Source organism: Bradyrhizobium diazoefficiens, from assembly GCF_016616885.1.
In the GTDB taxonomy this organism is placed as follows: Bacteria; Pseudomonadota; Alphaproteobacteria; order Rhizobiales; family Xanthobacteraceae; genus Bradyrhizobium; species Bradyrhizobium diazoefficiens_F.
The window spans coordinates 4,968,411-4,981,256 of record NZ_CP067102.1 but is presented as its reverse complement, the minus strand read 5'-3'; the positions used below and the strand labels follow the sequence as shown (position 1 = coordinate 4,981,256).

Sequence of the window (12,846 nt, the reverse complement as noted above, 5' to 3'; positions counted from 1 at the left end):
GCAATGACAAAAATTGGAGGAAGCCATCATGTCCCAAGGCAAGCGCATCGTTCTCGCCGCGCGTCCCGTCGGCGAACCCAAATCATCCGATTTTCGCCTGGAGGAATTTGCAGTCCCGGCGCCTGGCGCGGGCGAAGTCCTGCTGCGCACGATCTGGCTGTCGCTCGATCCCTATATGCGCGGGCGCATGAGCGAGGGGCCGTCCTATGCCGCGCCGGTGCCGGTCGATGGCGTGATGGAAGGCGAGGCGGTCAGCGAGGTCGCGGCCTCCAACAATCCTGATTTCGCGGTCGGCGACATCGTGCGCATCCGTTCGGGCTGGCAGACGCACGCGATCTCGAACGGCAAGGGCCTCACCAAGGTCGATCCCAGGCTCGGTCCGATCTCGACCTCGATCGGTGTGCTCGGCATGCCCGGCATGACCGCCTACACTGGCCTGCTCGACATCGGCCAGCCGCAGGACGGCGAGACCGTCGTCGTCGCCGGCGCGTCCGGCGCGGTCGGCTCGGCCGTGGGCCAGATCGCGAAGATCAAGGGCGCACGCGCCATCGGCATCGCCGGCGGCAAGGACAAGTGCGACTACGTGGTGAAGGAGCTCGGCTTCGATGCCTGCGTCGATCACCGCGATCCTGATCTGGCCGCGAAGCTCAAGGACGCCTGCCCGAAAGGGATCGACGTCTATTTCGAGAATGTCGGTGGCGCCGTGTTCGAGGCGGTCTTCCCGCTGCTCAATCCATTCGCGCGCGTGCCGGTCTGCGGCCTGATCGCGCACTACAACGACACCGAGGCCAAGCCGCCGAAATGGGCGGCGTCCATGATGCGCGCGACGCTGACCAAGCGGCTCACCTTCCGCGGCTTCATCGTCTCCGACTTCGCCTCGCGCCATGGCGACTTCCTGCGCGACATGTCCACCTGGGTCCGCGACGGCAAGGTGAAGTACAAGGAGTTCGTCACCGAGGGCCTGGAGAGCGCTCCCGGCGCCTTCATCGGGCTGCTGAAGGGCGCCAATTTCGGCAAACAGCTGGTCCGGGTCGGGCCCGATAAGGCTTAGCTGCCGGGCTTGGAGCGCCTCCTGAAGGTCTGGGGCGCCTCGTAATTGCATCGGTGTCACAGCCCTGACACCGGTGGTTAACAAAGAGTTACCGATCGGCAACACTTGCCGGCAAAAACTCGCCTGTGTGACCGGGGGTTCATTGACGTCCGGGCGAAGGCATTGAATCATCGCGCATATTTTAGGTGCTGCGATGTTAGAGATCGGTATTTTCTGCGTCATCCTTCTGGCCGCCGGCTATTGGGCGGCCATGTATGTCATGGGCCGCCATGACGACGTCATCCATGGCAAGTTCGTGCACAGCGAGGACGAGGGTGCGTTCACGCGGGCTCCGATGCCGGCGCCTCCGCCATTCCCGAAGCGTCCGGTCAAGGCTGCGCAGCCCGCCAGCGCTGTGCCTGCCAAGGCTCAGCCCGAGATGACTGAGGCGAGGCCCGTGAGCAGCGCCGCACTGGAATCCTTGCTCGCTGCGATCCAGCAGGATCTCAAGAGCGTCGCCTAAGTGCGACGCTAATGCTCGCCGCCCATCTGGGCGAACAGCTCTTCGATATCGATGTCGACCTGGCCCGCTGCGCGGACGTGTCGGACTTCGAGACTGTCGGGCCGGAAGCGGTACTCGACGAGGCCGGTCTCCTTGATAGCGATCCGGTCCTGGCGTGCGTCGTTGATCTTGAAGCCGGCCGAGGGCGCCCAGACGTGCCGCGTGTGACGGAACGTGAAGTCGCGACGCTGGTGCACGTGACCGCTGGCGATGAGGCGGAGATCGACCTGCGCAAACATCTCGATCAGCCGCGCGCGTGCCGGCTGCGGCACGTAGCGGATCGAGGTCTCAGGCAGTTCGGGATCGTCGGGCAGGTTGAGAAACACCGGCTTGTGCAGAAACAGCGCGACGGGCTTGCCGTTCACGCGCGCGATTTCCTGGTACAGCCAGTCGAACTGCTCGGCGTCGAACGCGAGGCCTGAATTCATCACCAGCGAGTTGAGGCCGATGAAGCGCCAGCCGGCGGCCTCGAACGACCAATGGTCTTCACCGATGATGTCGCGGAACTGCTGGCGGTGCGCTTCCGCGATCGGCGGCTTGGGCGCAGGCCCGAGTGCAGTCGGATTGTCGCCGATGTCGTGATTGCCCGGAAGATAGCGACAATCGACAGGCAGCGCGTCGTGCAGGTTCTTTGCAAACTCCACATCGTCGCGGCTCGTTGGACCATCGAAGGACACATCGCCGGTGTTGATGACGAGATCAGGCCTGTCAGCGTCGATGTGCTCACTGACGCGATGGAAGTTTGCGATCAGGCCGGGAAAGCGCCGGCCGAGATGCGTGTCGGAAATCTGGGTGAGGCGAAATTCGGACATGGGCGAAGTATCGTCCCGCCAAACGTCGGAACGATGACGCGCGCGCAAAAGCTGCGATGAAACAAAGTTTAAAGCACGCGATAACGGATCGTGAAGGCGTCCTGTGGCAAGAGCGCGCGTCCGTCGGCGAGGTCGCTGACGCCGTCGACCAAAGCGAGGGTCTGGTTGCGGTCGCTGTGCAGTTCGATCTGGCTCTCGGACACAGTTGTCAGGGTCTCGCGCGGCATGCGGATCTCGAACTCGACCGCAGGTTTTGACGGGTTGAGGCCGAGATAGGCCGACGCGGCATGACGCATGTCGTAGGCGGCAAAGGCGAACAGGGCGAGGGCGGCGAGTGTCGCCAGGCCATGTCTGACGACGTCCCGCCAGGTCCGGTAGGACAGGCGGAAGTACACTGTCATTGCGAGGGCGACCGCGAGTGCCGCCGCGACGCCTGATAACGCCGACATCCAGATGCCAAGCTGGCCGTCGGCGGATTCGGTCCAGAGGCTGGACAGGGTGTTCATGCTGTTCTCTTGGTGCTCTCTTGGCGTGTCTCGCCGGGCTCCAGGAGCCAAAATCGCTTCAATGATCGGCAGTTGGTCGCGCGGGCGGGAACGCCGGTTCAACTCGTTGATTGTCAGCGCCAGCAGTCGCGGCTAATGACGGTCGCGGCGTTCCGCCTTACGGGAAAGTTCCGATGTCCGTCCAAATGGTCCTGCTGCCGGTCTTCGTGCAGGTTGGCCTCACCTTCGTGCTCCTGATCGGCATGGTGTTCGGGCGCCGGAATGCGCTGGTCTCCGGCGAGACCAAGATCCGCGACATTGCGCTCGGCGAGCCGAACTGGCCGAAGGCCGCCACACAGATCGGCAATTGCTACCGCAACCAGTTCGAGCTGCCGGTGCTGTTCTACGCCCTGATCGCGCTGGCGCTGCCGCTCCGCCATGCCGATCTCTTCATCGTGCTGATGTCCTGGGTGTTCGTGGTGACGCGCTTTGCCCATGCCGGCGTGTTCGTGACCTCGAACGATCTCGGCCGGCGCTCGTCGGTCTGGCTCGCCGGCGTGCTGGTGCTGCTGGCGATGTGGATCTACTTCGCACTGAAAATTCTGTTGCTGATCTGAAAGATTCAAATGACGCCCGCTGCCCGGCTGTCCGCAGCCATCGAAGTGATCAACATCATCGAGAAGGACCGCGTGCCCGCGGCGAAAGCGCTGAAGGAGTGGGGCACCGCGCACCGCTTTGCCGGCTCCGGCGACCGAGCCGCCATTGCCGGCCTCGTCTGGGACGTGCTGCGTCGCTTTTCCTCGAGTGCGTTTCTGATGGATTCCGATACCGCACGGGCCCGGCTGATCGGCATGCTCCGCCTCGAGCGCAACATGGACACCGCGACCATGGCCGCGATGTTCGACGGCAGCCGGTTTGCGCCCGAGCCGCTGACGGAGGCCGAGCAGGCGGCACTTGCCTCGCGTTCCCTGAAAGATGCGCCGGCCGCGATCGTCGGCGACTATCCGGAATGGCTTGATCCGCACTTCGCAAAGGTGTTCGGCGAGGACCGCGTTGCCGAGGCCGTGGCGATGGCGAGCCGGGCGCCGCTCGATCTGCGCGTCAACACGCTAAAGTCCAATCGCGACAAGGTGCTGAAGGCGCTTGCTCATCTTCATGCGAAACCGACCCCGTGGTCGCCAAATGGCCTGCGCATCGAGCTTTCGGCCGACGCGCGCAATCCCGGCATCCAGGCCGAAGAGGATTTCATCAAGGGCGGCATTGAAGTGCAGGATGAAGGATCGCAGCTTGCGGCCCTTTTCACCGCGGCAAAACCGGGCGAGCAGGTGATCGATCTCTGTGCGGGGGCCGGCGGCAAGACGCTGGCGCTCGCGGCACAGATGCAGGGCAAGGGCCGGCTGATTGCGACCGATAGCGACAAGCGGCAGCTTGCGCCCATTCACGAGCGCCTGTCGCGCGCCGGCGTCCACAATGCCGATGTCCGCACGCCCAAGGGTGAGGCCGATCCGCTGGCCGATATCAGCGCCACCGCCGACCTCGTCGTGATCGACGCGCCCTGCACGGGAACCGGAACCTGGCGCCGCAATCCCGACGCCAAATGGCGCATGCGGCCGGGTGCGCTGGAGATCCGCCTCAAGGACCAGACCGAGGTGCTGGAGCGCGCCGCGCCGCTGGTGAAGGCTGGTGGCCGCATTGCCTACATCACCTGCTCGGTGTTGCCCGAGGAGAACGGTGAGCAGGTGAGGGCCTTCGTTGCGCGACATCCGGAGTTCGCGGTGCTGCCGCCGCAGCAGACCGCGAGCGTGCTCTGGGACAAGGCCGAGGAATTTGCAGAAGCCGCGCTGCGATCCGACGAAGGCTGGCTGATGACCCCGCGCCGCACGGGCACGGACGGGTTCTTCGTCTCGGTGCTGAAGAAGGCGGGCTGATCTCGCTCCGTCATCATTCCGGAGCAAACAAAAACCCCGCGAACCGGAACCCGGTCGCGGGGTCTCTGAACTCAACGATCTGCCGGTACGTCCGTGGTCAGATCGCGAATTGCGCGGTCAACTAGCCGGCGCGGAGGTTGTCGGCCGAGGACTTGCCGCTGCGGCGGTCCGCAACGATGTCGAAGGAGACCTTCTGGCCCTCGTTGAGGGTGCTCAGACCGGCGCGCTCAACGGCGCTGATGTGAACGAAGACGTCCTTTGCGCCGTCATCCGGCTGGATGAAGCCAAAGCCCTTTTGGTTGTTGAACCACTTCACGGTGCCCATTGCCATAGTCATTTCCTTTCAATTGACGATGCACTCAGGGGGACAAATGCACATTGCTGCGCCCATCGTCCCGGTTGGTCGATTTTGGAGAAATACCTGAAACGTGCTCGCCCATTGGAAATGAGACGGAGCGGCCCAGTCGTTCGGCCAAGGATCGATGTTCACAATCTAGCGATTTTTTGGGGCAACTTCAAGGCGGCACGCGCTCACAGCGAGCGCTGCGCAGTTTGCTATTTTGCGCTGCACACCGGGCGGTTCCGTCAGTCCACGATGAAAAGAGTCGCGCCCACCGCCGTCGATGAGCGATGCGCGGCGTCGCCAAAGTCCGAGACCTGGTAGCTCATGCCCGGCGTGAGCTTGAACTTGCGTCCGTCGCGCAGCTCGCTGTCGAGCTCGCCCTCCAGCACGTAGAGCACGTGGCCGCGATCACACCAATGATCGGCGAGATAGCCAGGCGAATACTCCACCATTCGCACGCGGAGATCGCCGATGTTCAGCGTGCGCCATTTGGCTTCGCCGGTCTCACCGGGATGCGTGGTGGCCTCGACCTCGCTCCAGTCGGTGACGGTAAAGGGGGAGGTGGGGAGCTTCATGGGAGGGGTCCTGTTACGATGCCGGCAGTCTGTAGCGCATGCTTCCGCCCCAGTCGCGCTCTTTGCGTCGGCGGCTAGGACGTCGACGCGCAACCGGCTGGCGCCTCGGTCCTGCTCGCCGTGATGATCCAGACCAGCAGCGCGGCGGCGCTGATTCCGGCGCCCAGCATGCAGACGCCGACATCATGGTCGAGGCTAGCCCGCCAACTGCGCTGCCGATCGAGTAGAACACCATGTAGCCCCCGACCAGCCGGCTTGCGGCGTCGGGACGCGCGGCGATGATCAGGCTCTGGCTGGTGACATGCACCGCCTGGAGCCCGAGATCCAGCATGATGACGCCCGCGACGATGAACCAGGGCGAGACGTGCAGGCAGGCGAACACGGCCCAGGCGCCGAGCATCAGCATCAGCGACAATCCTGTGGTGCGTTGAGCCCATCCCAGATCGGCGAGGCGTCCCGCGTTGCGCGCCGCGAGCGCGCCGGCGAACCCGGCAATCCCGAGCAGTCCGATCGTGGTGTGCGACAGCGCGAAGGGCGGCGCCGACAGCGGCAGCACAATCGAGGTCCAGAACACGTTGAGATCGGCGAAGATCAGGAACGCGAACAGCGCCCGCTCGCGCAGGACTGGTTCCTCGGCGAACAGCGCGGCCGTCGAGCGCAGCAGCGACGGATAGGACAATCCGGCCTTCGTGGCCTTTGGGCTGCCAGACAGCAGGCACAGGAGCAAGGCGGCCATGACGAGCATCAGGCCGGCCGAGACCAGATAGACCAGGCGCCAGCCGCCGATATCGGCGAGCGCGCCCGAGACGAAACGGGCGAGCAGGATTCCGCCAACGACGCCGCTCGTGACGGTGCCGATGGCGCGGCCGCGCCCGTCCGGTGTCGCCAGCGTCGCGGCGAAAGCGACGAGCACCTGTACGACCACAGCCAGCAGCCCGACCAGCACCATGCCGGCGAACAACACCGCGGCGTGCGACGCCGTGCCGACGATGATGAGGGCAATCGCCGACAGCGCGGTCTGGCCGACGATCAGGCGACGGCGATCGGCGAGATCGCCGAGCGGCACCAGCAGGATCAGGCCGAGGGCGTAGCCGATCTGGGTGAACGTCACCACCATGCCGATCGCGGCGGGCGCGATGCCGAGATCGTGTGCCATGGCATCGAGCAGTGGCTGCGCAAAATAGATGTTGGCGACGCTCAGCCCGCAGGCGAGCGCGAACAGCAGCGCCATCGCGCCGGAAAGCCCGCGTCCGGTCGCATCGCCTGCCATCGCTGATCCGGCTGGCGCGTTGTCATCCTTCGTCATGGTCGTCTCCGGCGAGGTCAACGTAGTCCTATAATAGGACCAGTTGCGTGCGGCGCTGTCTAGTCTTATTTTAGTACTGGCTTGCGAAGGGAACTGCGGATGAAGCGGACCGGTTTTGCCAAGGCCGATTGCCCGGTGGCCCGGGCATTGGATGCGATCGGAGACTGGTGGTCGCTCCTGATCGTGCGCGACGCCTTCGACGGGCTCCGTCGGTTCGGCGATTTTCAGAAGAACCTCGGCATCGCCAAGGGCATGCTCAGCACGCGCCTGCACAAGCTGGTGGAGCTTGACGTGCTCGAGCTGGTTCCAGCCTCCGATGGCAGCGCGTATCAGGAATATGCATTGACGGAGCGGGGACGCGACTTGTTTCCTGTTGTCGTCGGCCTACGCCAATGGGGCGAGGCGCATCTCTATGCACGCGGCGAGGCGCATTCCGACCTGGTGGACCAGACGGGCCAACCGGTCGGGCAGCTCGTGCTGCCGTCGCGGACCGGCCGGCCGCTGGCATGGTCCGACACGAAGGTGCGAAAGGCCGGCGCGCGCAAGCGCTGACGTCGCTACGCACGAGCCCTCAATGCGGCAGATGGTTCGCCGATCCCTGCACGATCAGCCCCGCATCGTTCACCCGCAGATATTCGCAGATCCGCTTGCCCCGCTCATTCTGGTAAAATACCACGACGCTATCAGGGCTGACGAACACGTCGATCAGCGAAAAGTGCAGCTCCGGCAGCAACCCGAGCGCCTTGCCCCAATACGCCCGCAACGCGTCCTTGCCGCGCACGGTGCCGCTGGCATCGAATCCCATCGCCGGGATCCGGTCCGAGGTCATGACGGCGTCCTCGTCGTAGAGCGTGAGCACGCGCTCGATATCGCGGGCATTCCAGGCCTCGACCCAGGTCCGGCCGAGTGCGGCAAGCTGTGATGGGTGATGGTGCTGTGACACAAGCGTTCTCCCTGATTGGCCTCGGTTTGGTAGGTGAGCAATTAGGTCAATAATACTTACCTATATCCATTTGTCCATGCCTAAAGAAGAATGTGGGCGCGCGCCGCCACGCGGTTGCGGGCAGGGGCGTGGTCGCGTATCTGCTTGCCATGACAGCAGCACAGAACGACCGCTCCGCGTCGACGCTCTCCGTGGCCTCGGCGCATGACAAGATTCTCATCGTCGACTTTGGCAGCCAGGTGACGCAGCTGATTGCGCGTCGCGTGCGCGAGGACGGCGTCTATTGCGAGATCGTCCCGTTCAACAAAGCCGAACAGGCCTTCAGGGAGATGAAGCCGAAAGCGGTGATTCTCTCCGGCGGCCCGGAGTCGGTCCATGAGGCCGGCTCGCCCCGCGCCCCGCAAGCGATCTTCGCCTCCGGCGTCCCGGTGATGGGCATCTGCTATGGCCAGATGACCATGGCGGAGCAGCTCGGCGGCACCGTCGAGGGCGGCCATCACCGCGAATTCGGCCGTGCCGATGTCGAGGTCAAGGCCGAGAGCAAGCTGTTCGAGGACGTCTGGTCGCTCGGCGGCAAGAACCAGGTCTGGATGAGCCATGGCGACCGCATCACCAAGATGCCGCCGGGCTTCTCGGTCGCGGGCACCTCGCCGAACGCGCCCTTCGCGATCATCCAGGACGAGACGCGCAAATATTACGGCCTGATGTTCCACCCCGAAGTGGTGCACACGCCCGATGGCGCAAAACTGATCCGCAATTTCGTGCGCAAGATCGCGGGCCTCTCCGGCGACTGGACCATGCGCGCCTTCCGCGAGGAGGAGATCCAGAAGATCCGCAGCCAAGTCGGCAAGGGCAAGGTGATCTGCGGCCTCTCCGGCGGCGTCGATTCAGCCGTTGCGGCCGTGCTGATCCATGAAGCCATCGGCGACCAGCTGACCTGCGTGTTCGTCGATCACGGCATGCTGCGCCTCGACGAAGCCAAGACCGTGGTCGACCTGTTCCGCCACCACTACAACATCCCGCTCGTACATGTGGATGCCTCAAAACAGTTTTTGGGCGAGCTCGAAGGCGTCACCGACCCCGAAACCAAGCGCAAGACCATCGGCCGCCTCTTCATCGAGGTGTTCGAACAGGAAGCCAAGAAGCTCGGCGGCGCCGACTTCCTGGCGCAAGGCACGCTCTACCCCGACGTGATCGAGAGCGTCTCCTTCACCGGCGGCCCCTCGGTGACGATCAAGTCGCACCACAATGTCGGCGGGCTCCCCGAGCGCATGAACATGAAGCTCGTCGAGCCCTTGCGCGAGCTGTTCAAGGACGAGGTCCGCAAGCTCGGCCGCGAGCTGGGCCTGCCCGAAATCTTCGTCGGCCGCCACCCGTTCCCGGGCCCCGGCCTCGCCATCCGCTGCCCCGGCGACATCACGAGCGACAAGCTCGACATCCTGCGCAAGGCCGATGCCGTCTACATCGACCAGATCCGCAAGCACGGCCTCTACGACGACATCTGGCAGGCCTTTGCCGTGCTGCTCCCGGTCAAGACGGTCGGCGTCATGGGCGACGGCCGCACCTACGACTACGTCGTGGGCCTGCGCGCCGTCACCTCAACCGACGGCATGACCGCGGACTTCTACCAGTTCGACATGAAGTTTTTGGGCGAGACCGCCACGCGCATCATCAACGAGGTGAGGGGCGTGAACCGGGTGGTGTACGACGTGACCAGCAAGCCGCCTGGGACGATTGAGTGGGAGTGAGGGGGAGGCGGGCGGAATAGCGTAGTTCCCGCCCACTAGACTCATGTGTTAGACCCAAATCTACGCGGGTCCAGACGGTTTGCTCGTCGAGGCTGGGACGCGCAAGGGTGCCAGCATGAAATTCGCCTATGAGGACCTCAGTGAGGATCAGTTCGAAAGGCTGATTGTGCTGTTGTGCCAACGGCTGCTCGGCATGTCGGTGAAGGGTTTTGCTAAGGGCCCTGATGGTGGCCGAGACGCCAAATTTGTCGGTACCGCCGAACTTCATCCGAGCAAGGCTGAGCCTTGGACCGGTACCGTGGTTGTCCAGGCGAAACACACGAATGGCTACAATCGCCACTTCGGCGAAGCAGATTTTTATAGTCCCAAATCTCAGGACACGGTGATCGGGAAGGAAGTGCCGCGCATCGAAAAGCTGCGCAAGAACAAGCAGCTCGATCATTACATGCTATTCGCCAACCGACGTCTGGCTGGTAACGCCGACCAGAACATTACTCAGCACATCGCGGAGCAGTGCGGGCTACCCGAAGGGTCGATCTACCTCTGTGGGATCGAGCAGCTCGAACTCTATATGAGGCATTTTCTGGAAGTGCCGACGCTCGCGGATCTCGATCCGGTCGACTCTCCGTTGATTGTATCGCCCGATGAGCTAGCTGTCGTCGTCGAGGCGATTGCAAGCCACGAAGCTGATCTGTCGGCCATCCTAGACGTGCCGCCGAGTGGCCGAATTTCTTATGAGGAGAAGAATGCCCTCAACAATATGACACCGGAGTATGCGACCGCTCTTCGCAGGCGCTACCTCAAGGATACTGCGCAAATTCGGACATTTCTGGCGGCGCCGGAAAATTTGGAGATACTCAAGTCTTACGAGGCAGCTACTGAAGAGTTCCAGATGAAGATCATTTCGAAGCGGAAGGACTTCCAAAATTTTGATTCCGTCATGGAGTATTTGCTTGATCTTCTGTTTCAGCGCGATCCAATCCTGCGCCAAAAGCAACACAAGCGCCTGACCCGCGCCGTACTGTTCTATATGTATTGGAATTGCGACATCGGGGAGGTCGCCGATGTTGAGACCTAGCAAACACTCCCATCCTGATCGAACCGTCATCAATGTTGCGCTTTTAATGCTTGCTCGACTGCGCGCGCAACGCATATGCGAATATGACGCGTTGCTCGCTTTCGTCCGCAAAGCAGTCATTGGTGGTGATGTGCTGTTCCTTCCGTCACTTAATTTTCTCTACCTGCTTGGGTTGATCGAATATCATCCCAAGACTGATGCCATTGAATATGTGGGGCAGAATGAAGCCGTCTAAGCTTTATTCCAATCGACCCGCTGAGTTTACACCGGTCGAGTTCGAGCCCGAGCTCAATGTGGTGCTAGCGCAGATCCGACTACCCGAGAATCGCGATCGCGATACGCATAATCTCGGCAAGACGACGCTTGGTCGTTTGCTCGACTTCGGCTTTCTTGCGGGCCGAGATGCGAAGTTCTTTCTGTTCAAACACCTCGATCGCTTTGAGGAGTTTGTGTTCCTTTTAGAGATCGAACTCCTTGACGGAAATTATGTTACGGTCCGTCGCAGTGTCGCCGAAGCTTCGAAGATCGCTTTCAAGAAGCATGCGGCTCGTCATCAAGATTTTTCGACGCTCTCCGAGCTGGAATGGGATCACTTCGACGTTCCATTTGATCGCGCCAAGGAGCTGCTTGACAGCCTGCTGGATTGGCGGGCTCTGAAGCCGTGGGACTATCGTAAGGGGCTCGGCTATTTCCTGCGGTCTCAGGATGATTTCCGCGATGTCTTCCAACTGCGGAAGTTTGCTAACTCGCATGCCGACTGGAAGCCGTTCCTGGCGCATATCCTCGGATTCAATGCTGAACAGATCACCCAGCACTACGCCAAGGAGGATGAGCTCAAGGAGAAAGAGCAGAAGGCGACTACGATTCGCCAAGAGTTGGGGGGCGAGATAGAGGACGCCGGCAAGATCGACGGCCTCTTGCTACTCAAGCGACAGGAAGTAGACAAGAAGCAGACGCTTCTCGACGCCTTCGACTTCCGAACCCAAGACAAGGCCGATACTAAGCAGCTCGTCGATCAGGTCGACGAGCGTATCGCCGCGCTAAACCAGCGACGCTACTCGCTTACGCAGAACCGGAAGAAGGTCATCGCCTCGCTGGAGGCGGACCAGATTCTCTTCAACCCCGAGGACGCGGGCGAGCTGTTCCGAGAGGCTGGCGTGTATTTCGCTGGCCAAATCAAACGCGATTTCCAACAATTAATTTCCTTCAATAAGGCAATCACCGACGAGCGGAGAGGATATCTGGTTGAGGAGCGTGCCGAGATCGAAGCCGAGCTGAAAACTGTCAACTCGGAGTTAAACGCGCTCGGCAAACGCCGTTCTGAAATGCTCGCATTTCTGAGCAGCACCGATTCTTTCGCGAAGTACAAGCGCCTCTCGGGAGAGATGGTGAACCTGCGCGCTGACATCGAGGGGCTTGAGCGGCAACGTGAGTTTGTACATAGGCTTCAGCAGTTGCGGACCGAAATCCGCACAATTGCCGAGGAAAAGACTCACTTGCAGGCGGCGATCGAGGCCGACGTTGAGGCCAAGAATGCCGATAGCGAAAGTCTGTTTTCAAAGATTCGGCTATTCTTCAACGAGATCGTTGAAGACGTGATAGATCAAAAGGCACTGCTCAGCGTGGTCGTTAACCAGTACGGGCATCTCGATTTCCGCGCTGAGTTGCTTGACGATGCTGGCATTGCAACCAGCGCCGATCGCGGATTTAGCTACAAGAAGCTGCTTTGCATTGCGTTCGACTTGGCTCTTCTGCGCGCGCATCTCAGCGATGGTTTTCCGCGCTTCGCCTTCCACGATGGCCTGTTTGAATCGCTCGATGATCGGAAGAAGGAAAATCTACTCGGCGTGATCCGGCGTTATACCGCGCTCGGATTGCAGTCGATCATCACGCTAATTGATTCCGATTTGCCGCCGCGTGTCGATGATGATGCCGTATTCGATCAGTCTGAAATCGTCGTGCTGCTTCATGACGAAGGTGATAGTGGTCGGCTTTTTAAAATGAAGCCGTGGTGATCGCAGGAAAATTGGTTCGGC

At 61.8% G+C, this 12,846-nt stretch carries 14 protein-coding genes and 1 pseudogene; 9 read left to right on the top strand and 6 right to left on the bottom strand.

All coding sequences use genetic code 11. The annotated features are described in order from the left end of the window. The first annotated feature begins 28 nt into the window (after positions 1–28). Complete coding sequence (locus tag JJC00_RS23460) at positions 29–1,051, top strand: NADP-dependent oxidoreductase (protein ID WP_200468285.1); 1,023 nt, start codon at positions 29–31, stop codon at positions 1,049–1,051. 193 nt (positions 1,052–1,244) lie between these two features. Further along, complete coding sequence (locus JJC00_RS23455; protein ID WP_200468284.1) at positions 1,245–1,553, top strand: hypothetical protein; 309 nt, start codon at positions 1,245–1,247, stop codon at positions 1,551–1,553. 8 nt (positions 1,554–1,561) lie between these two features. Here the strand turns inward: JJC00_RS23455 and JJC00_RS23450 are convergent, their stop codons facing one another. Together JJC00_RS23450 and JJC00_RS23445 are read right to left on the bottom strand one after the other, a co-directional pair. Continuing rightward, positions 1,562–2,404 carry a metallophosphoesterase family protein gene (locus tag JJC00_RS23450; RefSeq protein ID WP_200468283.1) on the bottom strand — a complete coding sequence of 281 codons (843 nt, stop codon included), beginning with the start codon at positions 2,402–2,404 and terminating at the stop codon, positions 1,562–1,564. A 107-nt stretch (positions 2,405–2,511) separates the two neighbouring features. Then, positions 2,512–2,910, bottom strand: a pseudogene (locus JJC00_RS23445) (acriflavin resistance protein); the annotation flags it as partial. 173 nt (positions 2,911–3,083) lie between these two features. Here JJC00_RS23445 and JJC00_RS23440 point away from each other — a divergent pair. Next, entirely contained in the window at positions 3,084–3,506 is a 423-nt protein-coding gene (locus JJC00_RS23440) for an MAPEG family protein (RefSeq protein WP_200468282.1), read from the top strand. A gap of 9 nt (positions 3,507–3,515) precedes the next feature. Further along, the gene (locus tag JJC00_RS23435) at positions 3,516–4,817 is read left to right on the top strand and encodes an RsmB/NOP family class I SAM-dependent RNA methyltransferase (RefSeq protein ID WP_200468281.1); all 1,302 of its coding nucleotides are present in this window, start codon (positions 3,516–3,518) and stop codon (positions 4,815–4,817) included. A gap of 121 nt (positions 4,818–4,938) precedes the next feature. Here JJC00_RS23435 and JJC00_RS23430 read toward each other — a convergent pair whose 3' ends face one another. The 3 genes from JJC00_RS23430 to JJC00_RS23420 all read right to left on the bottom strand — a co-directional run bounded on the left by JJC00_RS23430 (position 4,939) and on the right by JJC00_RS23420 (position 7,041). Continuing rightward, positions 4,939–5,148, bottom strand: coding sequence for a cold-shock protein (locus tag JJC00_RS23430; RefSeq protein ID WP_027532363.1), 210 nt, complete (start codon positions 5,146–5,148; stop codon positions 4,939–4,941). 254 nt (positions 5,149–5,402) lie between these two features. After that, positions 5,403–5,735, bottom strand: coding sequence for a DHCW motif cupin fold protein (locus JJC00_RS23425; RefSeq protein ID WP_200468280.1), 333 nt, complete (start codon positions 5,733–5,735; stop codon positions 5,403–5,405). 13 nt (positions 5,736–5,748) lie between these two features. Beyond that, positions 5,749–7,041 (bottom strand): MFS transporter, encoded by a 1,293-nt coding sequence (locus JJC00_RS23420; protein ID WP_433996455.1) that lies wholly within the window; start codon positions 7,039–7,041, stop codon positions 5,749–5,751. A 99-nt stretch (positions 7,042–7,140) separates the two neighbouring features. Here JJC00_RS23420 and JJC00_RS23415 point away from each other — a divergent pair, with 99 nt between their 5' ends. Continuing rightward, a complete protein-coding gene (locus JJC00_RS23415) occupies positions 7,141–7,593 on the top strand; it encodes a winged helix-turn-helix transcriptional regulator (RefSeq protein ID WP_200468279.1) in 453 nt (150 codons plus the stop codon). Positions 7,594–7,612: 19 nt separating this feature from the next. Here the strand turns inward: JJC00_RS23415 and JJC00_RS23410 are convergent, their stop codons facing one another. After that, the gene (locus tag JJC00_RS23410; RefSeq protein WP_200468278.1) at positions 7,613–7,984 is read right to left on the bottom strand and encodes a nuclear transport factor 2 family protein; all 372 of its coding nucleotides are present in this window, start codon (positions 7,982–7,984) and stop codon (positions 7,613–7,615) included. Positions 7,985–8,133: 149 nt separating this feature from the next. On the opposite strand from JJC00_RS23410, the gene guaA reads away from it, so the two are divergent. The 4 genes from guaA (at position 8,134) to JJC00_RS23390 (ending at position 12,825) form a co-directional block, all read left to right on the top strand. After that, positions 8,134–9,732 carry a glutamine-hydrolyzing GMP synthase gene (gene guaA / locus JJC00_RS23405; RefSeq protein WP_200468277.1) on the top strand — a complete coding sequence of 533 codons (1,599 nt, stop codon included), beginning with the start codon at positions 8,134–8,136 and terminating at the stop codon, positions 9,730–9,732. A 115-nt stretch (positions 9,733–9,847) separates the two neighbouring features. Continuing rightward, the gene (locus tag JJC00_RS23400; protein ID WP_200468276.1) at positions 9,848–10,810 is read left to right on the top strand and encodes an ABC-three component system protein; all 963 of its coding nucleotides are present in this window, start codon (positions 9,848–9,850) and stop codon (positions 10,808–10,810) included. Beyond that, positions 10,797–11,045: an ABC-three component system middle component 8 gene (locus JJC00_RS23395; RefSeq protein ID WP_200468275.1), complete on the top strand. Its 249-nt coding sequence runs from the start codon at positions 10,797–10,799 to the stop codon at positions 11,043–11,045. The genes JJC00_RS23400 and JJC00_RS23395 overlap by 14 nt, the downstream gene beginning before the upstream one ends. Beyond that, on the top strand, positions 11,032–12,825 hold the full coding sequence (locus tag JJC00_RS23390) for a DUF2326 domain-containing protein (protein WP_200468274.1): 1,794 nt from the start codon (positions 11,032–11,034) through the stop codon (positions 12,823–12,825). Before JJC00_RS23395 ends, JJC00_RS23390 begins: the two co-directional genes overlap by 14 nt. Positions 12,826–12,846 lie beyond the last annotated feature (21 nt).

Coding starts and splice junctions, on each gene's coding strand:
- JJC00_RS23460 (WP_200468285.1), top strand. CDS start 29: ATGTCCCAAGGCAAGCGCATCGTTCTCGCCGCGCGTCCCGTCGGCGAA.
- JJC00_RS23455 (WP_200468284.1), top strand. CDS start 1,245: ATGTTAGAGATCGGTATTTTCTGCGTCATCCTTCTGGCCGCCGGCTAT.
- JJC00_RS23450 (WP_200468283.1), bottom strand. CDS start 2,404: ATGTCCGAATTTCGCCTCACCCAGATTTCCGACACGCATCTCGGCCGG.
- JJC00_RS23440 (WP_200468282.1), top strand. CDS start 3,084: ATGTCCGTCCAAATGGTCCTGCTGCCGGTCTTCGTGCAGGTTGGCCTC.
- JJC00_RS23435 (WP_200468281.1), top strand. CDS start 3,516: ATGACGCCCGCTGCCCGGCTGTCCGCAGCCATCGAAGTGATCAACATC.
- JJC00_RS23430 (WP_027532363.1), bottom strand. CDS start 5,148: ATGGCAATGGGCACCGTGAAGTGGTTCAACAACCAAAAGGGCTTTGGC.
- JJC00_RS23425 (WP_200468280.1), bottom strand. CDS start 5,735: ATGAAGCTCCCCACCTCCCCCTTTACCGTCACCGACTGGAGCGAGGTC.
- JJC00_RS23420 (WP_433996455.1), bottom strand. CDS start 7,041: ATGACGAAGGATGACAACGCGCCAGCCGGATCAGCGATGGCAGGCGAT.
- JJC00_RS23415 (WP_200468279.1), top strand. CDS start 7,141: ATGAAGCGGACCGGTTTTGCCAAGGCCGATTGCCCGGTGGCCCGGGCA.
- guaA (WP_200468277.1), top strand. CDS start 8,134: ATGACAGCAGCACAGAACGACCGCTCCGCGTCGACGCTCTCCGTGGCC.
- JJC00_RS23400 (WP_200468276.1), top strand. CDS start 9,848: ATGAAATTCGCCTATGAGGACCTCAGTGAGGATCAGTTCGAAAGGCTG.
- JJC00_RS23395 (WP_200468275.1), top strand. CDS start 10,797: ATGTTGAGACCTAGCAAACACTCCCATCCTGATCGAACCGTCATCAAT.
- JJC00_RS23390 (WP_200468274.1), top strand. CDS start 11,032: ATGAAGCCGTCTAAGCTTTATTCCAATCGACCCGCTGAGTTTACACCG.